20 protein-coding genes and 1 pseudogene are annotated in these 24,749 nt (G+C 36.6%); 18 read left to right on the top strand and 3 right to left on the bottom strand.

Annotation, left to right across the window (positions count from 1 at the left end):
* Window positions 1-15 precede the first annotated feature (15 nt).
* The 3 genes and pseudogenes from modC to gpt form a co-directional block, all read right to left on the bottom strand.
* A pseudogene (gene modC, locus ACT2CV_RS06760) lies at window positions 16-693 on the bottom strand (molybdenum ABC transporter ATP-binding protein); the annotation flags it as partial.
* The gene (gene modB / locus ACT2CV_RS06755; RefSeq protein WP_464973104.1) at window positions 680-1,396 is read right to left on the bottom strand and encodes a molybdate ABC transporter permease subunit; all 717 of its coding nucleotides are present in this window, start codon (window positions 1,394-1,396) and stop codon (window positions 680-682) included. The pseudogene modC and the gene modB, both read right to left, overlap by 14 nt.
* Window positions 1,397-1,451: 55 nt before the next feature.
* The gene (gene gpt / locus ACT2CV_RS06750) at window positions 1,452-1,910 is read right to left on the bottom strand and encodes a xanthine phosphoribosyltransferase (protein WP_464973103.1); all 459 of its coding nucleotides are present in this window, start codon (window positions 1,908-1,910) and stop codon (window positions 1,452-1,454) included.
* 194 nt (window positions 1,911-2,104) lie between these two features.
* Between gpt and ACT2CV_RS06745 the strand changes: the two genes are divergently transcribed.
* The 18 genes from ACT2CV_RS06745 to rpoC all read left to right on the top strand — a co-directional run bounded on the left by ACT2CV_RS06745 (window position 2,105) and on the right by rpoC (window position 24,653).
* Entirely contained in the window at window positions 2,105-3,565 is a 1,461-nt protein-coding gene (locus ACT2CV_RS06745; protein ID WP_464973102.1) for an aminoacyl-histidine dipeptidase, read from the top strand.
* 104 nt (window positions 3,566-3,669) lie between these two features.
* A complete protein-coding gene (gene secE / locus ACT2CV_RS06740; RefSeq protein ID WP_464973101.1) occupies window positions 3,670-4,083 on the top strand; it encodes a preprotein translocase subunit SecE in 414 nt (137 codons plus the stop codon).
* Between the two features lies 1 nt (window position 4,084).
* Window positions 4,085-4,642 (top strand): transcription termination/antitermination protein NusG, encoded by a 558-nt coding sequence (nusG, locus tag ACT2CV_RS06735; RefSeq protein WP_464973100.1) that lies wholly within the window; start codon window positions 4,085-4,087, stop codon window positions 4,640-4,642.
* Between the two features lie 217 nt (window positions 4,643-4,859).
* Window positions 4,860-5,288 (top strand): 50S ribosomal protein L11, encoded by a 429-nt coding sequence (gene rplK, locus ACT2CV_RS06730; RefSeq protein ID WP_005542594.1) that lies wholly within the window; start codon window positions 4,860-4,862, stop codon window positions 5,286-5,288.
* Between the two features lie 4 nt (window positions 5,289-5,292).
* Window positions 5,293-5,982 (top strand): 50S ribosomal protein L1, encoded by a 690-nt coding sequence (rplA, locus tag ACT2CV_RS06725; RefSeq protein WP_464973099.1) that lies wholly within the window; start codon window positions 5,293-5,295, stop codon window positions 5,980-5,982.
* Window positions 5,983-6,067: 85 nt separating this feature from the next.
* Window positions 6,068-7,039, top strand: a complete 972-nt coding sequence (locus tag ACT2CV_RS06720) for a glycosyltransferase (protein ID WP_464974055.1) — start codon at window positions 6,068-6,070, stop codon at window positions 7,037-7,039.
* A 1-nt stretch (window position 7,040) separates the two neighbouring features.
* On the top strand, window positions 7,041-8,153 hold the full coding sequence (locus tag ACT2CV_RS06715; RefSeq protein ID WP_464973097.1) for an FAD-dependent oxidoreductase: 1,113 nt from the start codon (window positions 7,041-7,043) through the stop codon (window positions 8,151-8,153).
* The gene (locus ACT2CV_RS06710; protein WP_464973096.1) at window positions 8,143-10,182 is read left to right on the top strand and encodes a hypothetical protein; all 2,040 of its coding nucleotides are present in this window, start codon (window positions 8,143-8,145) and stop codon (window positions 10,180-10,182) included. The genes ACT2CV_RS06715 and ACT2CV_RS06710 overlap by 11 nt, the downstream gene beginning before the upstream one ends.
* 4 nt (window positions 10,183-10,186) lie before the next feature.
* Window positions 10,187-10,948: an NAD-dependent epimerase/dehydratase family protein gene (locus ACT2CV_RS06705; protein WP_464973095.1), complete on the top strand. Its 762-nt coding sequence runs from the start codon at window positions 10,187-10,189 to the stop codon at window positions 10,946-10,948.
* Between the two features lie 17 nt (window positions 10,949-10,965).
* On the top strand, window positions 10,966-11,781 hold the full coding sequence (locus ACT2CV_RS06700) for a sugar phosphate isomerase/epimerase family protein (protein ID WP_464973094.1): 816 nt from the start codon (window positions 10,966-10,968) through the stop codon (window positions 11,779-11,781).
* Window positions 11,781-12,137 (top strand): DMT family transporter, encoded by a 357-nt coding sequence (locus tag ACT2CV_RS06695; RefSeq protein WP_464973093.1) that lies wholly within the window; start codon window positions 11,781-11,783, stop codon window positions 12,135-12,137. The genes ACT2CV_RS06700 and ACT2CV_RS06695 overlap by 1 nt, the downstream gene beginning before the upstream one ends.
* A 10-nt stretch (window positions 12,138-12,147) precedes the next feature.
* Window positions 12,148-12,939, top strand: a complete 792-nt coding sequence (locus tag ACT2CV_RS06690) for a glycosyltransferase family 2 protein (protein ID WP_464973092.1) — start codon at window positions 12,148-12,150, stop codon at window positions 12,937-12,939.
* Window positions 12,940-12,957: 18 nt separating this feature from the next.
* Window positions 12,958-13,830 carry a hypothetical protein gene (locus ACT2CV_RS06685; RefSeq protein WP_464973091.1) on the top strand — a complete coding sequence of 291 codons (873 nt, stop codon included), beginning with the start codon at window positions 12,958-12,960 and terminating at the stop codon, window positions 13,828-13,830.
* A 106-nt stretch (window positions 13,831-13,936) separates the two neighbouring features.
* Window positions 13,937-14,692: a hypothetical protein gene (locus ACT2CV_RS06680; RefSeq protein WP_464973090.1), complete on the top strand. Its 756-nt coding sequence runs from the start codon at window positions 13,937-13,939 to the stop codon at window positions 14,690-14,692.
* A gap of 292 nt (window positions 14,693-14,984) precedes the next feature.
* Window positions 14,985-15,476 carry a 50S ribosomal protein L10 gene (gene rplJ, locus ACT2CV_RS06675; protein ID WP_464973089.1) on the top strand — a complete coding sequence of 164 codons (492 nt, stop codon included), beginning with the start codon at window positions 14,985-14,987 and terminating at the stop codon, window positions 15,474-15,476.
* A 57-nt stretch (window positions 15,477-15,533) separates the two neighbouring features.
* Window positions 15,534-15,905 (top strand): 50S ribosomal protein L7/L12, encoded by a 372-nt coding sequence (gene rplL / locus ACT2CV_RS06670; protein ID WP_464973088.1) that lies wholly within the window; start codon window positions 15,534-15,536, stop codon window positions 15,903-15,905.
* Between the two features lie 304 nt (window positions 15,906-16,209).
* Complete coding sequence (rpoB, locus tag ACT2CV_RS06665; RefSeq protein ID WP_464973087.1) at window positions 16,210-20,238, top strand: DNA-directed RNA polymerase subunit beta; 4,029 nt, start codon at window positions 16,210-16,212, stop codon at window positions 20,236-20,238.
* Window positions 20,239-20,387: 149 nt separating this feature from the next.
* On the top strand, window positions 20,388-24,653 hold the full coding sequence (rpoC, locus tag ACT2CV_RS06660) for a DNA-directed RNA polymerase subunit beta' (RefSeq protein WP_464973086.1): 4,266 nt from the start codon (window positions 20,388-20,390) through the stop codon (window positions 24,651-24,653).
* The last annotated feature ends 96 nt before the right edge of the window (window positions 24,654-24,749 follow it).

Raw genomic sequence — 24,749 nt, 5'->3', positions numbered from 1 at the left:
GTTATTTTAGGCAATTCGCCACTTGTCAAATTGGGCACTGTTTACGACCGTATCCACCTTGTCGTAAGCAATAACTTGACCATTATCCAGTAGAATCACTTGATCTGCCAATGTGGTTAATTCATCCACACTGTGGGTTACATAGAGAATAGGGATCTCTATTTCATTGGAGAGCGAATCTAAATATGCCATAAGCTCTTGCTTACGAGGGAGATCCAAAGCAGACAATGGTTCATCCATGAGTAGCATTTCTGGTTGCGTGAGTAAGGCGCGCCCAATGGCGACACGTTGTTTTTCTCCGCCAGATAAACTTAATGGATAACGATTGAGCAGAGGTTCCAAAGAAAGTAAATTAATAATTCGTTCAAATTCCACCGCACTTTTCTTCTTCATGCCATAGCAGAGATTGCCTTTCACCGAATAATGTGGAAATAAGCGACCATCCTGAAAAACATATCCCATATGGCGTTTGTGAGCAGGCAAGTAAATATTCTTTTCTGTGTCTACTAAGGTGTTATTATTGAGGCGAATGTAGCCTTGATCTGGTTTGGTTAGCCCACTAATTAAGTTAATCAATGAGGATTTACCTGAACCTGACACACCAAAAATTGCGGTAATATTCGGCTGTGGAATGGTTAAGTTTACGGCGAGATCGAGTTTGCCTAGTTTCTGTTTTACATTAATCTCTAGCATCAATTTGTCCCAATTTTTTCTGTGTTCGTTTTGCTAGCCATTCTGATGCAAGCAAAGAAATTAACGAAATAATGATAGCGATAATACATAGCCTTGCAGCTGCGCTTTCTGCGTTAGGGGTTTCAATAAAAGAATACATCGCAAGAGGCAAGGTTTGAGTGACTTTCGGAATATTGGAGACAAACGTAATGGTGGCACCAAATTCACCGAGGGAGCGGGCAAATCCCAAGATCATACCCGCAAGAATGCCTGGGAAAGCGAGAGGCAATGTGATGGTATAAAAAATACGCCAAGGTGAAGAACCTAGGGTTTGAGCAGCTTGTTCTAGGCGTAAATCAATGCTTTCAATGGCAAGGCGAATGGAGCGAACAACCAAAGGAAAAGCAACCACTGCGGAAGCTAAAATTGCACCATTTAAATTAAAACCAAAGGTAAAACCAAACCATTTGCTCAGATATTGACCGATAAAACCATTGCGTCCCATTGATATGAGTAATAAGTAACCAATGACAACAGGTGGGAGAACGAGAGGTAAATGAATGATGCCATTGATTAATGATTTTCCCCAAAATTGTTTACGCGCAAGTAACCAAGCAATAGCAATCGCTGGTGGCAATAACCAAATATTTGCCCAAAATGCGACTTTTAAACTCAGTATAATTGCATTAATTTCGGAGGGAGAAAGTTTTATATAATCCATCATATAACGAAAATAGCGTTAAAAAATACGAGCATTGCCCGCATTTTTCATTAAATAATTACTTACGTGAAATAGGTGGTACAAAACCTAAACCTAAATCCCAAGGTTGTTCAATCCATGTATTTTGTGGAATATCAATAACATATTTATCCACTAATGATGCCCCTGCTGGTTTTGCAAATACAGTAACAAATTTTGCTTTTGGATAAAGACGACGAATTTCACGTGCAGTATTGCCCGTATCCACTAAATCATCAACTACAATAAAACCTTCGCCATCCATATCTGGTGCATGTAAGACTTTTAAATCACCTTGTTGATCATGATCATAGCTTGCGATACAAAGGGTTTCTACATAACGAATGCCTAATTCGCGAGCTAAAACTGCTGCAGGAAATAACCCGCCACGACTTACAGCAATAATCCCTTTCCACTGTGAAGCTGGAAGTAAATGTTCAGCTAATTTGCGGGCATGCATATGGAACATATCCCAAGTAACAATATATTTTTCGCTCATAGAAGTACCTTTCGTTCGATAAATTTAAAAATTGCGTTAGGATACCATTTAATTTTGCCCAATTGCTAGAATTTTTCTTTTTTTCACCGCACTTTTGTATAAAAAGTTGACGAAAATCGCGGAATCAGTTCGTTAAACTAGAAATTTACAGTAAAAAGGTCCATAATCAAGCCACTTTGTAAGGAGATCTTAAAATGTCAGAAATTCAATTATTACAACCTACATTACTTTGGAAATGGTTTGATCAAATTTGCGCAATTCCTCATCCCTCTCATCATGAAGAAGCCATTGCGACTTTTATTGTGAATTGGGCGCAGCAAAAAGGCTTATTCGTTGAACGAGATGAGGTGGGCAATGTGCTCATCAGAAAACCAGCAACAGCTGGTATGGAAAACCGTCAAGGCGTGACATTACAAGCCCACTTGGATATGGTGCCACAAGCAAATGAAGATACAAAACATGATTTCTTAACAGATCCAATTTTACCTTATGTGGATGGCGATTGGGTCAAAGCGAAAGGCACCACATTAGGTTCAGATAATGGTATTGGTATGGCGTCAGCTTTGGCGTTGTTAGATAGTGATGATATTGCTCATCCTGAATTAGAAGTCTTGCTTACCATGACGGAAGAAGCAGGTATGGATGGCGCAGTTGGTTTACGTCCAAATTGGTTGAAATCTGATATTATGATTAATACTGATACGGAAGAAAATGGTGAGATCTATATTGGTTGTGCTGGTGGTGAAGATGCGGAGTTAGTATTACCAATTGAGTGGGAAGCGAATAAATTTACTCACAGTTATCAGCTTTCATTTAAAGGATTACGTGGAGGTCACTCAGGTGGCGATATCCATAAAGGTCGCGTAAATGCGATTAAATTACTTGCACGTTTCCTTGCTAATTTCCAACAACATCATGATTTTGCATTTAGTTTAGCGGAAATTCGAGGTGGCTCAATTCGTAATGCTATCCCGAGAGAAGCTTTTGCAACTCTTTGTTTTAATGGCGAACCGGCAGTATTGCAAAGTGCGGTGCAAAAATTTGCAGATTTAATGAAACAAGAATTAGCTATTGCTGAGCCTTCACTGGTAATTAGCTTACAAGCGGTAGAAAAAACAGCACAAGTATTTGATGCAACTTCAAGTCTTAAAGCTATTCATTTCTTAAATGCGTTACCAAATGGTGTGTTACGTAATAGTGATGCGGTAGAGGGGGTTGTAGAAACCTCAAGTAGCGTTGGTGTATTAAGTACCACTGAACAAGGTGTGAAAGCAATTATATTAATGCGTTCATTAATTGAAAGCGGAAAAGAATATATGGAAAATCTGCTTTATTCTTTAACCGCACTTTGTGGCGCAAAAGTGACCTTTGCTAATAGTTATCCAGGTTGGGCTCCGCAGCCAAACACAGAAATCTTAAATTTAACGCAAAAATTATATGCGGAAGTTTTAGGTTATGAACCTGTGGTAAAAGTGATTCATGCAGGCTTAGAATGTGGCTTAATTAAGAAAATTTATCCTAATATGGATATGGTTTCAGTTGGACCTACTATTCGTAATGCTCATTCACCTGATGAAAAAGTTCATATTCCAGCGGTGCAAACTTATTGGCAATTGATGACTAAACTTTTAGCAAATATGCCTGTGAAAAAATAAGCGGAAAATTCGGGAAAAATTAATATGAAAATGAAAAAGAAAGTGCTACAATCGCACGTTCTAAAATTATGTCCCGAATTTATATTTCATCGATAGGTTAATTTATGGCTCTTGAAATCGAGAAGAAAAAACGTGCACCTGAAGAAACAACAGGGCAGAAATCAGTTGGTTTAAACCGTCTTTTATGGTTATTAGTTGCTATTTTAGTTGTAGCAGCTGCAGTAGGAAATATCTATTTAGCTGATCAGTATTCAACACCAATTCGTGTTGTGGGTATGGCTGTATTACTTGCCATTGCCTTCGTATTAGCAGCAATTACTAATCAAGGTGCAAAAGCACGTGCATTTTTCAAAGAAGCGCGTGTTGAATTAAGACGTATTGTATGGCCAACTCGTCCAGAAGCAATGCAAACAACATTTATTGTGATGGCAGTCACTGTTGTTATGTCATTAATTTTATGGGCATTTGATAGCATTATTGTTTCAGTACTTAACTTTTTAACTGATTTGAGATTCTAATATGACAGAAACAACAGTAGCAAAAAAACGTTGGTATGTATTGCAAGCGTTTTCCGGTTTTGAAGGTCGTGTAGCAGCAACGTTGCGTGAATATATCAAATTAAACCAAATGGAAGATCAATTTGGTGAAGTGTTAGTACCAACAGAAGAAGTGGTTGAAAACGTTGCAGGTAAACGTCGCAAAAGTGAGCGTAAATTCTTTCCTGGCTATGTATTAGTTCAAATGGAAATGAATGATTATACTTGGCAGCTTGTGCGTAGTGTACCTCGCGTAATGGGTTTTATTGGTGGCACTCCTGATAAACCATTACCAATTAGTCAACGTGAAGCAGATATCATTTTAAACCGCGTTGAGCAAAATGCCGATAAACCACGTCCGAAAAATGTGTTCCAGCCTGGTGAAGAAGTTCGTGTTACTGAAGGTCCATTTGCTGACTTCAACGGAACAGTGGAAGAAGTGGATTACGAAAAAGGCCGTTTAAAAGTATCTGTTTCTATCTTTGGTCGTGCAACTCCAGTTGAACTTGAGTTTGGTCAAGTGGAAAAAGCGAACGGTTAATTAAGCAAACTATTTAAAAACACGCTTTGTTGATAAAGCGTGTTTTTTTATTTTTTATCATTAAAACTGCTTGAAAATCCACCGCACTTTGATTATAATCCGCATCCTATTTTACGAGTAGCCTCGTCTGCTCGTATTTTTATGTATGGCACTTTGGTGCTGAATATCATCGGGGAGCTAGTAATAGCGTTATCACCCATTTTAGAGGAAGCTAAAAATGGCAAAAAAAGTACAAGCCTACGTTAAGTTGCAAGTTGCAGCAGGTATGGCTAACCCTTCACCACCAGTTGGTCCTGCATTAGGTCAACAAGGTGTGAACATCATGGAATTCTGTAAAGCATTCAACGCTCGTACTGAGAGCTTAGAAAAAGGTTTACCAATTCCTGTGGTTATCACTGTTTACGCAGACCGTTCTTTCACTTTCGTTACCAAAACTCCACCAGCAGCAGTTTTATTGAAAAAAGCAGCAGGTATCAAATCTGGTTCTGGTAAACCAAACAAAGACAAAGTGGGTAAAGTGACTTTAGATCAAATCCGTCAAATCGCTGAAACTAAAGCAGCAGATATGACTGGTGCGACTATCGAAACCAAAATGAAATCAATCGCTGGTACTGCTCGTTCAATGGGCTTAGTGGTGGAGGAATAATACGATGGCTAAATTGACTAAAAAAATGAAAGCAATCAAAGCTGGCGTAGACTCTACAAAAGCATACGAAATCAACGAAGCAATCGCAGTATTAAAACAATTCGCAACAGCGAAATTTGTTGAAAGCGTTGATGTTGCAGTTAACTTAGGTATTGATCCTCGTAAATCAGACCAAAACGTACGTGGTGCAACTGTATTACCACATGGTACTGGTCGTTCTGTACGCGTTGCTGTGTTCACTCAAGGTGCTAACGCAGATGCAGCTAAAGAAGCAGGTGCTGATTTAGTAGGTATGGAAGATTTAGCAGAGCAAATCAAAAAAGGCGAAATGAACTTTGACGTTGTTATCGCTTCTCCTGATGCAATGCGTGTTGTAGGTCAATTAGGTCAAGTTTTAGGTCCACGTGGCTTAATGCCAAACCCGAAAGTGGGTACAGTGACTCCAAACGTAGCTGAAGCAGTTAAAAATGCAAAATCTGGTCAGATCCGTTACCGTAACGACAAAAATGGTATTATCCATACCACAATCGGTAAAGCTGACTTTGCGCCAGAGCAATTAAAAGAAAACTTACAAGCATTATTAGCAGCGTTAACAAAAGCAAAACCAAGCACAGCAAAAGGTATTTTCATTAAGAAAGTTAGCCTTTCAACTACAATGGGTGCTGGTGTTGCAATTGATCAAAGCAGCTTATAATTAATATTTGAAAGCCATATTTAATATGGCTTTTATTTTTTAATTCAGTAGAGCAAATTATGAAAGAACGTTATTCTATTTTCTTATCAGTTGTCATAAATTTACATCAATCAATCAATCAATCACATCTCGACTTACTCAAATCACAGAATTATTATCAGACTTAGTGAGTGATTATGAACTTATTATTGTTGATAATGGTTCAATGAATGATGACGTTTTATCAGAGCTAAAGAAACTAACCGCCATTGATGGTTTGCCAAATTTACAGGTATATAGCCTTTCCAAAGAAATTGATTCCGATACGTTGGCTTGGTTAGGTTTGGAGAATGCTTTAGGCGATTATGTGACGATTTTAGACGTTGATGATATAGATAGTTTTAATATTTTGCCTGAGATGTTGGAAGAGGCAACAAATGGTCATGATGTTGTTTTCGCAAGAAATACTTTACAACATAAAAATGAATCTATTTCTTATCGAGTTGCAAATAGTATCTTTAATTCCTTATACCGAATTTTTAATAAAGGGTTAAATTTAAACAAAGAAGCACCTAGATATCGTTTATTAAATAAGCGTGTTGTAAATTTTATTTTGCAGCATAATCGCCCAGCTATTGCTTTACGTTATCTACCTGTAATTAGTGGTTTTTCAAAAACTTATGTGGAATATAAATTAGAATGCCAATCTACTTTGAATAATAAGAATTTATTTCAAAGTATTGCTCGAGGATTAAAGTTATTGGTTTCTTCCACAAGCAGTCCTATGCGCTTAGTTACTTTACTTTCTTTATTTGGGGCTGGTGCAAACTTCCTTTATTCTATTTATGTTCTATTGATATATTGGTTTGGAACTGATGTCTCTGAAGGCTGGACAAGTATGTCATTGCAAATTTCAGGCATGTTTTTCCTTATTTCATTAGTGCTTTTTGTATTGGGAGAGTATATTCTCTATTTAGTTGAGCAGCGTGATGAAACCCCTAAATATTATATTGCCCAAGAATTGACTAGTGCGCGTATTTTACGTCATGAAAAACTTAATATAGAAGAGGAAAAATAATATGATTCAGGCTCAAGCTGTCATTATCGGTGGCGGATTTTATGGTGTAAATATAGCTTTATATTTAATTAAGCATAAAGGTTTTTCTGATGTTATTTTAATTGAACAAGAAGACCGATTGTTACAGAGAGCCTCATATACTAATCAAGCGCGGGTGCATAATGGTTATCATTATCCGCGTAGTTTTATAACGGCTTATCGTAGCCGAGTTAATTTTCCTCGTTTTGTACAAGATTGGCAAGCAGCCGTGAAAAGTGATTTTACTAAAATTTATGCTATTGCTCGCCAAAATTCCAAAGTGACTGCAAAACAATTTTATAAATTTTGTAAAGAAATTGGTGCAGAGATTGAAAAAACAGACCAAAAAGTTACCGCACTTTTTAATACTCGTTTAATTGAAGAGAGCTTTTTAGTTAAAGAATATGCTTTTGACTCCACTATTTTAGAACAGTGGGCTTTAGAGTCTTTGGCTGCTGAACCCATTTCTGTTATGTATAAGCATAAAGTGAAAGAAATTAATAAGCAAGCCAATGGACTTGAGGTGGTGATGGAAAACCAATTAGGTCAATGCGAAAAGATAGTGGCTAAATATGTATTTAATTGTACTTATAGCGGACTAAATCAATACGGGGGTGATTTTTCTCAAACAGGCTTACAAACAAAACTGAAGCACGAAATTACAGAAATGGCTTTAATGGAAATGCCTACTTCATTAAAGAATATTGGAATTACTGTGATGGATGGGCCATTTTTTTCAGCTATGCCTTTTCCTGCTAGGAATTTACATAGTTTATCACACGTTCGTTACACTCCGCATTTTAGCTGGACTGATGAATTGGGAAAGGAAGTTTATCAAGAATTAGACAAATACGATAAACAAACTAGAGTCGATCGAATGGTAAGAGATGTTGAACGTTATATTCCATCAATTTGCGATGCTGTTTACAAGGATTCCTTATTTGAAATAAAAACTGTTCTAGTAAAAAATGAAGGAGATGACGGTCGTCCTATTCTATTTGAAAAAAGTGTTGCTTTACCAGGTTTATATTCAGTGTTAGGCGGAAAAATTGATAATATTTATGATATTTTTGAGAGATTAGAGAATGAGTTTTAATAGAAAATACGTTTTATTTTTAGCCTCTTTTATTTTATTTGTATTGGTTTTTCAATTTAACTTCTTTAAGACTGTATCCAGAGATTGGTTTAATTATCATCAACGGGACTCAGAAGCGTTGGTTATCTCTAAGATATTAGAATCTGAAAGAAATGGGCTTTTTTCTCATATGGGATTTATGGGGAATTATACTGAAGGACCGAAAAATATTGGCTATATTGATAACGCACCATACAACATTCCAATAAATGGAAAATATGGGGTTTATTCCTCTAGTTTTGGCTTACAAGGTATTTTCTATTCGTTACTTGATCAGACTCAACAAAAATTAGGTGTAGAATCCCCTGAACTTAGGTTATTTTATAATAAACTATTTACTTCAATTTTATCTGCCTTATTATTTTCTATAATTGCTCTCTTTTTTTACCAGTATTTCGGAATAATTTCATCTTTAACCTACCTAGTTACAATGATCTTTTCAGGCTGGTTAATTGTTTTTGCCAATAATCTTTATTGGATGTTATTTTTAATCTATTTACCTTGCATAGTTACTGCCTATTTTTCTGTAAGAGAAGATAAAACAGGAAAATGGAATACATACACAGTATGTGGTTTTACTTTTTTAGCAGTGTTTATTAAATGCTTAGCTGGGTATGAATATATCTCCACAATACTGATTACAATGTTAATTCCTTTAGTTTTTTTCTCTATTAAGAACAGTCTAAGATTAAATGAATTTATTAGTCGTTCTTTAAAGATTTCATTTGCTGGTGTTATTGGTTTTTTATTTGCATTAGCAATTCATTTTACTCAGTTAATGTATTATTCTGGTGGATTTAAAAATGCGAAAGCAGTTCTTATGAGTATTATTTTGAAAAGGACACATGGTAATCCTGATGATTTTACTTATAATGCGACATTGGCATATTCATTAAAAACCGATCTTTTTTCAGTGTTAGTTCTTTATATTAAGAAACAGCTAGTTTTTGGGGTTAGTGCGGGAAGTATTATTTTAGGTGTGCTGATAATTTCTTTATTAAATGTAGTATTAATGAGAACTCATCCGCTGAAAAAAAATAATTATGCTTTTCTTGCTAGTTTGTGGTTATCCTTACTTGCACCATTGTCTTGGTATATTCTAGCGAAAGGTCATTCTCATATTCATCATCATATAAACTACTTACTTTGGTATGTTCCATTTTTATTGCTTGTTTCTGCTTATATAGGATATTCTTTTCAGTTTTATTGGGGATTTGTTCAGAAAAGACCAAAGCTCTTCATTACTATTATAGTATCGATTTTATTATTCGCAATACCAGTATATATCTATAAATTGTATAATTTTAAAAAAGACTTAATTACTCAATCTACTCATTTAGTATCTGTTCCAGAAAGGGATTTGGATATTTATATATCAGAAAACAAATTACTTTATGTTTCTAGAACCTGTGATTCGAATATCGAGGATAGGTTTTTTTTACATATATCTCCAGTAGATAATACTTATCTTGATAAAATGCAGATAAAGCGTGGAGCAACATTTAATAACTTTGATTTTAATTGGTATCAAGCTGAAAAAATAAAAGCAGATCCATTGTTAAAATCATTATTTTCACAAACGATTTTTTTAAAAAATAACGTTTGTATTGCAGTTAAAGATCTTCCATTTTATCCTATAAAATCCATTAAAACAGGGCAGTATGCACAGTATAAGGGGGGGCTGATATATTGGGATAGAGATATAAATATATCAAAATTCTTACTTATTCCTGAAATAGAACTGATTGATTTAAGTGATTCCAATTGGGAAAAATCAGTCCATAGAGTTGATAACGCATTTTTTATAAAAAATACTTTTGATGTAAGAAATGCTATAAAAGTCAATACTGTTTTAAAATTTAATGATGATGAGGAAAGAATGGTCACTCACCTAAAATATAGCAAAAATTATATTAATATTTATGTAAATGGAACTAAGTTAAACCCTCATTTAACAGGTTACCCTAATAAAGTAAAAATCGTAAGGTAAATATATGAATGCACTTATTGGTTATACAGGATTTGTTGGAAATACAATCCTAAAACAAAAAAAATTTGAATGTTTATTTAATTCTAAAAATATTGCAGAAATAGATAATCAAGAATTTGAACTTGTCGTTTGTTCTGCCGCACCAGCACAAAAATGGTTAGCGAATAAAGAGCCAGACAATGATTTAAAAATAATTAATGGGTTAATTGAACATTTAAAAACAATTAAATGTAATACATTTATTTTAATTAGCACGGTAGATGTATTTAAAGATCCGATTGATGTGGATGAGGACACTGCAATTAATGAAGAAAATTTACAGCCTTATGGCTTACATCGTCGTTATTTAGAAAAGTTTGTTGAATCACATTTTGAGAATTATCTTATTGTTCGCTTGCCTGGGCTTGTAGGTCCTGGCTTAAAGAAAAATATTATTTTTGATTTTCTAAATAATAACAATCTAAATATGATTGATAGTCGTGGTATTTTTCAGTTTTATCCAATGGTAAATTTATGGTCTGATATTCAGGTTGCATTGGAGAATAAACTTCACTTAATCCATTTAACGTCAGAACCGATTTCAGTAGAAGAAGTTGCAAAGAATGGATTTGGATTTAAATTTGAACAATCATTAATAAACCCGCCTGCAAAATATGATATGCAGAGCAAATTTGCTGTCCTTTATGGTGCGGAAAAATACCAATACTCTAAAAAAGAAACATTATTAGCAATTCGAGCTTATGCTCAATCAGAAAATACAAGGTAGTTAAATAGGTTAGCAGAATGAATAACATTTCCATTTCTAATATTGCTTGGGAAGTTAGTGAGGATTCTCAAGTAATAGATTTGCTTAATCAATATCAAATAAATAAAATTGATATCGCTCCAAGTAAATATTTTTCTGATTTTAGTTCAGTTTCTGAGGAAGATATCTTACGCATCAAAGATTTCTGGAATAAAAACGGTTTTGAGTTGATAGGAATGCAAGCTTTATTGTTCGGTACAAAGGGATTGAATATTTTTGCATCTGATGAAATTCAAACAAAAATGCTTGATCATTTAAATAATGTTTGCCGTATTGGCAGATTATTAGGAGCAAATAAATTGGTATTTGGTTCTCCTAAAAACCGAGATATAACAGGATTCTCTGATGAGAAAGTGCGGTCAATTTCAAAGGTGTTTTTTAATCGCCTAGGGGATATAGCTGAGAAAAATCAATGTATTATTTGTTTGGAGCCAAACCCTGTCTGTTATGGTGCCAATTTTATGACCAATAGTTTAGAAACACTGGATATTGTGAAAATGGTTGAGCACCCAGCAATTAAAATGCAACTTGATTTAGGGGCGGTAACTATCAATCAAGAAGATATTGAGCAAGTATTAAAATCTACTTCCTCCTATATTGGACATATTCATATTAGTGAGCCAGAATTAGATATTATTGGCAGTTCTAAAATTAATCATCGTGAATATGCGAAAGCAATATCAGCCTATATTCCAAATCAAGTATTAACAATTGAAATGCGTTCAAATAATGTTAGATCTAATTTAGAGCGTATTGAACAGGCATTAAAATGTGTTGCTGAGAGTTATCAATAATGAACTGGATCATATTATTACTCGGTGTTTTAAGTAATGCCGCTGCGAGTATTTTAATTAAAATTGCTGTTATCCCACCTCGAAAATTTCCATCTTTAAATGAACCTTGGGAAGCATTAACAAATATCCCTTTTTGGTTAGGATTGTTTTGTTATGGACTCGCATTCTTATTATATGTAATGGCATTAGCCCGTTTTCCATTAAATATTGCACATCCTGTGTTGACATCAGGTGCTATTGCGACGGTTGCATTAGCCTCTATGTTGTTTTTTAAAGAGCAATTTTATTGGACAACATTATTAGGAATTGTATTCATTATATTAGGTGTAATTCTAATTGCATCAAAAATAAATTAAGGTGATTAAAATGGAAAATATCAACAAATGGCAAATACCAACATATGATGAATTATTTTGGCTAGGGAAAATAAAAAAATATTGTGTTGTTATCCCCGTCATCAATGAAGGAATGCGGATTATTAATCTGCTTGACAAAATGAAAGCAAATAATATCTCAAACATTGCGGATATTATTATTATTGATGGTGGTAGTACGGATGATTCTTTAGAAATAACCCGATTGCAAGATTTAAATGTGAAAGCCCTGCTATTAAAAACTGGGGCTGGAAAATTAAGTGCTCAATTACGTTGTGCTTATTCTTTTGCATTAAAACAGGGATATTTAGGTATTATTACTATTGACGGCAATGATAAAGATGATCCTGCGGCTATTTCTCAATTTGTAGATTCGTTGGAAGATGGTATTGATTTTGTTCAAGCTTCTCGTTATTTATCTGGAGGCATTGCGGTTAATACGCCAAAATCAAGAGATTTTGCTATCCGTTGTATTCATGCACCTTTACTAAGTTTAGCCTCAGGATTTAAATGGACTGATACAACACAAGGCTTTAGAGCTTATAGTGCTAAAATGTTATTAGATGAAAAAGTATCACCATTCAGAGATATTTTTGTGTCTTATGAATTATTAGCTTATCTATCTTATATAGTACCTAAGCTAGGCTACAAATGTATAGAACTACCAACATCAAGAATTTATCCTGAGGGTGAAGTACCAACAAAAATCAGCTCATTTAGAGGTAATTTATCTGTGTTGATAGTTCTATTTAAGGCGTGTTTAGGCCTATATAACGTTAAATAGGATGAATAATGGGCTTTTTTGCATTATAAAAACACCAGATTTGTAAAAATAATAGGGTTATTGATAGTAATGCTTTTGCTCATTTTTTCTTTTATTTTAAGAAAAAATGATTTTAACAATGTAGTAGGCTCCGCAAATATAGAGGCAACTTATCATACCCTCTTGACTGTTCAAGCTTTACAAAAAAATACAGCAGATCACCATTATTTTTTACCTACGGTCAGTTTGGGAAAGGAGAGAGATAAGCACATAGCTTGGGGAGCGACTGTTCCTACAGAAAAAGGTGATTATATTTATACTAGTTTTACATCTCCAGGTTTTCTTGCACCGTATGCTATCTTTTCTTTTTTCTCTATTGAACCTACGGAGAAAAACCTTGCCTATTTGAATTTTGCGATTGGTGCATTTGTGTCAGTCGTATTATATTTACTTCTATTTCGTAGTCTAATAGTATTAGGTTATAAAAATAGTCAAGCCATAGGCGGAGCGATTATTGGTTGTATCATCTCTATTTTCAGCAAAGAAGTCTTGCAATCCCATGGGGTTATATATTGGGTTCATAGTTTTTATCAACTTATTTTTATTTTGGGATTGTATTTTCTTTTCTTATATTTAACAGCCTCGGATGATAAAAAGAGTTCTATATATGAAAAGCTCTTAATTGTTTTTGTTGGGATTGGGGCACTTACTGAGTGGACAGGGTATATTTTTAGTCTTGGTTTGATCTTGCTCTTTTGGTTTGGTAAAGCACTAAATTGTGAAAATAGAAAATTGGCAATCAAATTATTAATTACAACGTTGATGGCTGGTTTTTTAACAATTGCTCATTATAGCTTTGCAGTTGGAGTAGAACCTACAATTAAAGCCTTTATTGCTAGCTTTTTTATATAGCTCATTTAATCTCTTGTCTTATAATAAGAATGAAACAAAATCAGCTTATCAAAAAATCTCTTTTTTGTTTTTGGCTGCGCTAATCCCTCTCCTTGAGAATATTATTATGTTGCAGCATGCAACTCAATTTTCATTTGATAGATTAAAAGCCTTGTTTGTATTAGCAATGATATTAGCTATTTCTTTTGCTAGAGCAGAGCATTTTATCAAATTGCTATTTGGTATTCTTGTTTGTGCTGCGAGTATCCAAGGATATTCAAGTTATCGTACGGATTTGAATAGGTATTCAGTATGGAGTGAAATACATTACAAAAATAAATTATTAGTACAGGCTGTGAAACATTCGATAGCTCTAGAATGCTCAGTATTACATTCAAATAGTAAGGTTAGAGGATACCTAAATCTTTTATGGGGTCGAGGGATTATTGAGGGGAGTAGGTTAGACAAGTCATTATCTTTGATGAAAGATTTGAACGCCTGTGGTTCAGTTCATATTCAACAAACTGAACCTTTTATTGATTTACATTATGTTCATAGGGCTATTGTGACAAGATCTGATAATCCTCAAGTTTGGTTTGAACAATTAGTTATCGGAAATACAAATAATAATTTCTTTTTAACAGATATAAATTGGAAGAATGGAGTAGCTAGGGGGAGGGCTGGTTTTTTCGTGCCTAATACAAATTCTCTAAGAACACAATTATTACCAGGAAGGGAATTAGTGTTTAAGGACGGAGATGTAAGAACTATTCTTGAAGCTGTAGATGCGGGGGGATATTTGAATATCTATCTTAATGGTCCACCTCTAGATTCTGATTCAGTAGGGATTCCTACGCATTATATTTTACGTTATACCAAGTAAGTTTTTGCAGTTAATATTGAATATTACTTTACAAGAGGATTTTTCTTTACTATAATTTCGAGCCTTAATTTATGGTATATCCATAAAACTGATGGTGCTTGCCTCATCAAGCCCCGTCGAAGACCGTAGGAGAAAACGCGGTTAAATTTAACTGAGTTTTCTTAATTGCCTACGTAGATGGTGAACAGAAAAAGAATTTTCTGCTTCTGTACACCGAAGTCGTCCTAATATGTTGTTTATATTAGGTAATTTAATTCCGAGTTATCGGAGTGTATTCAGGAGCTAAAAGCCAATGGCATTAAATCTTCAAGATAAACAAGCAATTGTTGCTGAAGTAAATGAAGCAGCCAAAGGTGCCCTTTCAGCTGTTATCGCGGATTCTCGTGGTGTAACAGTTGAGAAAATGACTGAATTACGCAAATCAGCTCGCGAAGCTGGCGTTTCAATGCGTGTTGTTCGTAATACATTATTACGTCGCGCAGTAGAAGGCACAGATTTCGAGTGCTTGAAAGATGCGTTTACAGGTCCAACTCTTATTGCATTCTCTAATGAACACCCAGGTGCAGCAGCACGTTTGTTCAGCGAGTTCGCAAAAGCAAACAAAGAGTTCGAACTTAAAGGTGCAGCCTTTGAAGGTAAAATCCAAGATGTTAACTTCTTGGCAACATTACCAACTTACGAAGAAGCGATTGCACGTTTAATGGGTACAATGAAAGAAGCTGCGGCAGGCAAACTTGTTCGCACTTTTGCAGCATTACGCGACAAATTACAAGAAGCGGCTTAATTTTTATAGCCTTTCTTAAATCGTTTACAAACTTATTTACTTTAGGAATTGATTGTTATGTCATTAACTAACGAACAACTAATCGAAGCGATTGCTTCAAAATCAGTATCAGAAATCGTTGAATTAATCGCAGCGATGGAAGAAAAATTCGGTGTTTCAGCAGCAGCAGTAGCAGCAGCGGCGCCAGCAGCAGGTGCAGCAGCAGCGGCAGAAGAAAAAACTGAATTCGATGTAGTTCTTGCTGAAGCAGGTGCAAACAAAGTTGCTGTAATCAAAGCAGTACGTGGTGCAACTGGTTTAGGCTTAAAAGAAGCTAAAGACTTAGTTGAATCTGCACCAGCAGCATTAAAAGAAGGCATCTCTAAAGCAGAAGCTGAAGCACTTAAGAAAGAATTAGAAGAAGCAGGCGCTAAAGTAGAAATCAAATAATTTTGATTGATACTTTCCCTCTTCGGGTCCAGTGAATTCTGGATAAAGTGGCTGGCGGATCTCCGTCAGCCATTTTGTGCCTAATAATATGCACAAAAAAATTCACCGTTTAATTACCGATAAATTAAGTTAAATCAAGCTGTTAGCTTAATGGTAATCCGCTCATCAGAAGTAAGGTTCAGAGTGCGGTATCTAGTGAACGGGTTCAAAAATATTGCAATGATTCAATAAAAAAGTGTTATTTTTTTCACCGCACTTTTATTCATTGTAAACGGCCACACTAAGAAATTACAGAGGAACCCCAATGGTTTACTCCTATACCGAGAAAAAGCGTATTCGTAAAAACTTCGGCAAACGTCCGCAAGTTTTAAATGTACCTTATTTATTAACTATTCAATTAGACTCCTTTGATAAATTCATTCAAAGAGATCCAGAAGGTCAACAAGGCTTGGAAGCTGCGTTCCGTTCTGTTTTCCCTATCGTAAGCAATAATGGCAGCACTGAATTACAATATGTCAGCTATAAATTAGGCGAGCCTGTATTTGATGTTCGTGAATGTCAAATTCGTGGTACAACTTATGCTGCGCCATTACGTGTAAATTTACGTTTAGTTAGCTACGATAAAGATGCGGCGCCAGGCACAATTAAAGATATTAAAGAACAAGATGTGTATATGGGCGAAATCCCATTAATGACTGAAAATGGTACTTTCGTTATTAATGGTACTGAGCGTGTTATCGTATCCCAATTACACCGCAGTCCAGGCGTGTTCTTTGATAGTGATAAGGGTAAAACTCACTCTTCAGGTAAAGTATTATATAACGCAAGAATTATTCCTTATCGTGGTTCTTGGTTAGATTTTGAATTTGATCCGAAAGATAATTTATTTGCACGTATTGACCGTCGCCGTAAATTACCAGCAACCATTATTTTACGAGCTTTAGGCTATACAACAGAAGAAATTTTAGATTTATTCTTTGAGAAAATCAGCTATGAAGTTCAGGACAATAAGCTATTAATGGAACTTGTTCCTGAACGTTTACGTGGTGAAACTGCGACATTTGATATTGAAGCAAATGGTAAAGTGTATGTTGAACGCGGTCGTCGTATTACAGCTCGCCATATTCGCGCATTAGAAAAAGATAATGTGACTTTAGTTACTGTTCCTACTGAATATATTGTGGGTAAAGTTGTCGCGAAAGATTATGTTGATTTGGAAACTGGCGAGTTAGTTTGTCCTGCGAATACGGAATTAACCTTAGAATTATTAGCAAAATTAGTACAAGCAGGTTACAACAAGATCGAAACGCTATTCACTAACGATTTAGATTTCGGTCCTTATATGTCTGAAACATTACGTGTAGATCCATCTTATGATCGCTTAAGTGCATTAGTTGAAATCTACCGTATGATGCGTCCAGGTGAACCACCAACAAAAGAAGCAGCGGAAGGTTTATTTGATAACTTATTCTTCTCAACTGAACGTTATGATCTTTCTGCAGTTGGTCGCATGAAATTCAATCGTTCCTTAGGCATTGAAGAAGAAGCGGGTAGCGGTGTATTAAGCAAAGAAGACATTGTGAATGTGATGAAAAAACTTATCGACATTCGTAATGGTCGTGGTGAAGTAGACGATATTGACCACTTAGGTAACCGTCGTATCCGTTCTGTTGGTGAAATGGCTGAGAACCAATTCCGTATTGGTTTAGTTCGTGTTGAGCGTGCTGTTCGTGAACGTTTATCTTTAGGCGATTTAGATAATGTTACGCCACAAGATTTAATCAATGCGAAACCAATTTCTGCAGCAGTGAAAGAATTCTTTGGTTCATCTCAATTATCTCAATTTATGGACCAAAATAACCCACTTTCAGAAGTGACACATAAACGTCGTATTTCTGCATTAGGTCCAGGTGGTTTAACGCGTGAACGAGCAGGCTTCGAAGTGCGTGACGTACATACCACTCACTATGGTCGTGTTTGTCCAATCGAAACTCCTGAAGGTCCAAATATCGGTTTGATTAACTCGCTTTCTGTATATGCTCGTACCAACGACTATGGTTTCTTAGAAACACCATACCGTAAAGTAATCAATGGTCAAGTAACAGAAGAAATCGAATATTTGTCAGCAATTGAAGAAGGCAAATATGTGATTGCGCAGGCGAACTCAAACTTAGATGAAGATTTCCGTTTTACTGATGCTTTTGTAACCTGTCGTGGTGAGCATGGTGAGTCTGGTTTATATCGTCCAGATGAAATTCATTATATGGACGTTTCAACACAGCAAGTTGTTTCTGTTGCTGCAGCGTTAATTCCGTTCCTTGAGCATGATGATGCGAACCGTGCCTTAATGGGCGCGAACATGCAACGTCAAGCCGTACCAACATTACGTGCGGATAAACCGTTAGTCGGTACAGGTATGGAAAAACCTATCGCACTTGACTCCGGTGTAGCTGTTGTTGCTAAACGTGGTGGTACAATTCAATATGTAGATGCTTCACGTATTGTTGTGAAAGTCAACGAAGATGAAACTATCCCAGGCGAAGCGGGCATTGATATTTATAATTTAATCAAATATACCCGTTCAAACCAAAATACTTGTATCAACCAAATTCCTTGTGTGAATTTAGGTGAACCAGTGGGGCGTGGCGAAATCTTAGCAGATGGTCCATCAACAGATTTAGGTGAATTAGCATTAGGTCAAAACATTCGCGTGGCGTTCATGCCTTGGAATGGTTATAACTTCGAAGACTCAATGTTAGTGTCTGAGCGTGTTGTACAACAAGATCGTTTCACTACAATTCATATCCAAGAATTATCTTGTGTTGCACGTGATACCAAATTAGGTGCAGAAGAAATTACTGCAGATATTCCAAACGTAGGTGAAGCGGCATTAAGTAAATTAGACGAATCTGGTATTGTTTATGTCGGTGCTGAAGTCAAAGGTGGCGATATTCTTGTGGGTAAAGTGACACCTAAAGGTGAAACACAATTAACTCCAGAAGAAAAATTACTTCGTGCTATCTTTGGTGAAAAAGCGTCTGATGTGAAAGATTCTTCTTTACGTGTACCTAATGGGACTTCTGGTACAGTTATCGATGTTCAAGTCTTTACGCGTGATGGTGTAGAAAAAGACAAACGTGCACTTGAAATCGAAGAAATGCAGCTTAAAGAAGCGAAAAAAGATCTTGTTGAAGAGCTTGAAATTCTTGAAGCCGGTTTATTCTCTCGTGTACGCAACCTCTTAATTGAAGGTGGCATCGGTGAGAAAGAATTAGATAAATTAGACCGCACTCAATGGTTAGAACAAACATTAAGTGATGAAGCTAAACAAAATCAATTAGAGCAACTTGCTGAACAATACGAAGAATTACGCAAAGACTTTGAACTGAAATTAGAAGTTCAACGTGGCAAGATTATCCAAGGGGATGATTTAGCACCAGGCGTATTGAAAGTAGTTAAAGTGTATCTTGCTGTTAAACGCCAAATTCAACCTGGTGATAAAATGGCGGGTCGTCATGGTAACAAAGGGGTTATCTCGAAAATTAACCCAGTTGAAGATATGCCATACGATGAAAATGGTCAACCAGTTGAGATCGTATTGAACCCATTGGGTGTTCCTTCTCGTATGAATATTGGTCAGATCTTAGAAACACACTTAGGTTTAGCGGCACGCGGTATTGGTGATCAAATCAATGCAATGATCAAACAAAAACAAGATGTTGAGAAATTGCGTGGTTATATCCAAAAAGCCTACGATTTAGGTCATGGCTCACAAACTGTGGATCTAAGCACTTTCACTGATGAAGAAGTGATGCGTTTGGCAGAGAACTTGCGTAAAGGTCTACCTGTTGCAACCCCTGTATTTGATGGTGCAGCAGAGAAAGAAATCAAAGAGTTACTTCAATTAGGTGGTTTGCCAACTTCTGGTCAAATTACCCTGTATGATGGTCGTACGGGTGAAAAATTTGAGCGTCCAGTAACTGTAGGTTACATGTATATGCTCAAATTGAACCACTTAGTTGATGATAAAATGCACGCGCGTTCAACAGGTTCTTACAGCTTAGTAACACAACAACCATTAGGTGGTAAAGCACAGTTCGGTGGTCAACGTTTCGGTGAGATGGAGGTGTGGGCACTTGAAGCTTATGGTGCTGCTTATACCTTACAAGAAATGTTAACGGTGAAATCTGATGACGTGAATGGTCGTACGAAGATGTATAAAAACATCGTGAGTGGCAACCAACAAATGGATCCAGGTACACCAGAATCTTTCAATGTAATTATGAAAGAGATTCGTTCACTTGGTCTAAACATTGACTTGGATGAAGAGTAATTCACTGAGCTTGTTTATGATGTGTAATTTGAGCTTAGCGCTTTTGGGTTAGGCTCAAAAACAAAGTTTATCCGTGCAAAGTGCGGTGTAAAAATTGAGATTTTTTCAACCGCACTTTGAATAAGTTTAACTCCGACAGGAGCAAATCTGTGAAAGATTTAGTTAAATTTCTCAAAGCGCAATCAAAAACTGCTGAAGATTTTGATGTGATTAAAATTGGTTTAGCCTCACCAGACATGATTCGTTCATGGTCATTTGGTGAAGTGAAAAAACCGGAAACAATCAACTACCGTACGTTTAAACCAGAACGTGATGGTCTTTTCTGTGCGCGTATTTTTGGACCAGTAAAAGATTACGAATGTTTATGTGGTAAATATAAACGTTTAAAACACCGCGGTGTTATCTGTGAAAAATGTGGCGTTGAAGTGACACAAACCAAAGTGCGTCGTGAACGTATGGGGCATATTGAATTAGCTTCACCAGTTGCGCATATTTGGTTCTTAAAATCACTTCCATCCCGTATCGGCTTATTATTAGATATGCCATTACGTGATATTGAGCGTGTATTATATTTTGAATCTTATATTGTGATTGAGCCGGGTATGACTGATTTAGAAAAAGGTCAGCTATTAACGGAAGAACAATATTTAGATGCAGAAGAGCGTTGGGCAGATGAATTCGATGCAAAAATGGGTGCGGAAGCAATCCAAGCCATTTTACGCAATATGGATTTAGAGCATGAATGTGAAGTGTTACGTGAAGAATTACAAGAAACCAATTCTGAAACGAAACGTAAGAAAATCACTAAACGCTTGAAATTATTAGAAGCATTCATTCAGTCTGGTAATAAACCAGAATGGATGGTAATGACAGTTTTACCTGTATTACCACCAGATTTACGTCCATTAGTGCCACTTGATGGTGGTCGTTTTGCGACTTCAGATTTGAATGATTTATATCGTCGTGTGATTAATCGTAACAACCGTTTAAAACGTCTTTTAGACTTAATTGCGCCAGATATTATTGTGCGTAACGAAAAACGTATGTTACAAGAATCTGTGGATGCGTTATTAGATAATGGTCGTCGTGGTCGTGCGATTACCGGCTCTAACCGTCGTCCATTAAAATCACTTGCGGATATGATCAAAGGTAAACAAGGTCGTTTCCGTCAAAACCTATTAGGTAAACGTGTTGACTATTCAGGTCGTTCTGTAATCACCGTTGGTCCATACTTACATTTACATCAATGTGGTTTACCGAAAAAAATGGCATTGGAATTATTCCGTCCATTTATCTATGCGAAATTAGAAAGTCGTGGTCATGCTTCAACTATTAAAGCGGCGAAGAAAATGGTTGAGCGTGAAGATGCAATCGTATGGGATATTTTGGCAGAAGTGATTCGTGAGCATCCGATTTTATTAAACCGCGCTCCAACACTTCACCGTTTAGGTATTCAAGCATTTGAACCAATTTTGATCGAAGGTAAAGCAATTCAGTTACATCCACTTGTGTGTGCGGCGTTCAACGCGGACTTCGACGGTGACCAAATGGCGGTACACGTACCATTGACATTAGAAGCGCAGCTAGAAGCGCGTGCTTTAATGATGTCAACTAACAACATTTTATCACCTGCAAGTGGTGATCCTATTATCGTTCCATCACAAGACGTTGTATTAGGTCTTTACTATATGACGCGTGATAAAGTGAACGGTAAAGGCGAAGGCATGTTGTTGCAAGATCCACGTGAAGCAGAAAAAGCTTATCGTACAGGTCAAGCTGAGTTACATTCCCGCGTGAAAGTGCGTATCACTGAATATGTGAAGAATGAAGCAGGCGAATTTGAGCCAAAAACTAATTTAGTGGATACTACAATTGGTCGTGCGATTTTATGGATGATCGCACCAAAAGGTATGCCATTTAAGTTGTTTAACCAAACTTTAGGCAAAAAAGCGATTTCAAAATTAATCAATGAAAGCTATCGTCGCCTTGGTATGAAACCAAGCGTTATGTTCGCTGACCAAATTATGTATACAGGTTTTGCTTATGCGGCTCGTTCTGGTTCATCTGTTGGTATTGATGATATGGAAATTCCAGCGAAGAAATATGAAATCATTTCTGCTGCGGAAGAAGAAGTTGCAGAGATCCAAGAGCAATTCCAATCAGGTTTAGTGACTGCGGGTGAACGCTATAATAAAGTAATCGATATTTGGGCAGCTGCGAATGAACGTGTTGCAAAAGTGATGATGGAGAATCTTTCTACGGAAGAAGTAATCAACCGCGAAGGAAATCCAGAAAAACAAGCTTCATTTAACAGCATCTTTATGATGGCGGACTCAGGTGCGCGTGGTTCTGCCGCGCAGATTCGTCAGTTAGCAGGTATGCGTGGTTTGATGGCGCGTCCAGATGGCTCAATCATCGAAACACCAATTACAGCAAACTTCCGCGAAGGCTTGAACGTTCTTCAATACTTTATTTCAACCCATGGTGCGCGTAAAGGTTTGGCGGATACCGCATTAAAAACAGCGAACTCAGGTTACTTAACTCGTCGTTTAGTGGATGTAGCACAGGATTTAGTAATTACAGAAGAAGACTGTGGTACACATGAAGGTATCGTAATGTCACCATTAATTGAAGGTGGTGATGAAAAAGTACCATTACGCGAGCTTGTATTAGGTCGTGTGGCGGCAGAAGATATTTTAAAACCAGGTACGGAAGAAGTATTGATTCCACGCAATACTTTATTAGATGAGAAATTGTGTGATCTAATTGACGAAAATTCTGTTGATAGCATTAAAGTTCGCTCAGTTGTAACCTGTAATACTGATTTCGGTGTTTGTGCGAAATGTTATGGTCGCGATCTTGCTCGTGGTCACTTGATCAACCAAGGTGAAGCAGTAGGTGTTATTGCAGCACAATCTATCGGTGAACCAGGTACACAGTTAACCATGCGTACGTTCCATATCGGTGGTGCGGCGTCTGCGGCAGCGAAAGAGTCAAGTGTACAAGTACGTAATACAGGTACATTGCGTTTAGCTAATGCTAAATTCGTTACTAATAACGAAGGTAAATTAGTATTAACTTCACGTAACACAGAATTAACAGTAATTGATGTATTTGGTCGTACCAAAGAGCATTATAAATTACCTTATGGTGCAATTTTAAATAAAGCTGATGGTGCTGAAGTTGAAGCGGGTGAAACCGTAGCAAATTGGGATCCACATACAATGCCTGTTATTTCTGAAGTAGCTGGTTTTGTTAAATTTGTGGATATCATTGATGGTTTAAGTGTCAGCCGTCAAACCGATGAGCTTACAGGTTTATCTTCAATTTTAGTTCAGGATGTGGGTGAACGTGCAACAGCAGGTAAAGACTTACGTCCTGCAATTAAATTAGTTGATGCACAGGGTAATGATATTCTGATCCCAGGTACTGATGTTGCAGCGCAATACTTCTTACCAGGTAAAGCGATTGTGACATTAGATGATAATGCAGAAGTTCATATTGGTGATCCTTTAGCGCGTATTCCGCAAGAATCTGTGGGTACGAAAGATATTACCGGTGGTCTTCCACGCGTAGCAGACTTATTTGAAGCACGTAAACCGAAAGAGCCTGCAATTTTAGCTGAGATTTCAGGTATCGTATCATTTGGTAAAGAAACCAAAGGTAAACGTCGTCTATTAATCACCCCAACTGATGGTGGTGAAGCATACGAAGAAATGATTCCTAAATGGCGTCAATTGAACGTATTCGAAGGTGAGATGGTAGAACGTGGTGATTTGATTTCTGATGGTGCAGAAACACCACATGATATCTTACGTTTACGTGGAGTTCATGCGGTAACTGAATATATCGTTAATGAAGTACAAGAAGTTTACCGCTTACAAGGGGTAAAAATTAACGATAAACACATCGAAGTTATCGTACGCCAAATGTTACGTAAAGCAGTGATTACCAATGCTTACGATTCAGAGTTCTTAGAAGGCGAGCAAGTTGAAGTTGCACGTATTAAGATTGTGAACCGTAAACGTGAAGCAGAAGGCAAACCGTTAGTTGAATTTGAACGTGAATTGCTTGGTATTACCAAAGCATCACTTGCAACAGAGTCATTCATCTCTGCAGCATCGTTCCAAGAAACGACTCGCGTATTAACTGAAGCAGCGGTAGCGGGTAAACGTGATGAATTACGTGGCTTAAAAGAGAACGTAATCGTTGGTCGTTTAATCCCTGCTGGTACAGGTTTTGCATATCATCAAAACCGTATCAAAAACCGTCAGGCTGGCTTTGTAGCTCCAGAAGTAGAGGAAGTTAAATTCTCTGCGGATGATGAAGCGGAAATTGAAGCAGAATTTAATATTATTGCAGAAGATCCGACAGCAAGCTTAGCGGAAATGTTAAATATGGTGGATGAAGAGTAAATTTTATCCGAAATGAATGAAGCCCTTTACCTTGAGTAAAGGGCTTTTTTATTGCCTGATTTAGTTATTTGCTTTCATTTAAGTGAAATGTTAGAG

The organism is Reella acinonychis (genome assembly GCF_052384575.1).
GTDB lineage: Bacteria > Pseudomonadota > Gammaproteobacteria > Enterobacterales > Pasteurellaceae > JBQSUQ01.
This window is presented reverse-complemented; position numbering and strand designations above follow the sequence as displayed.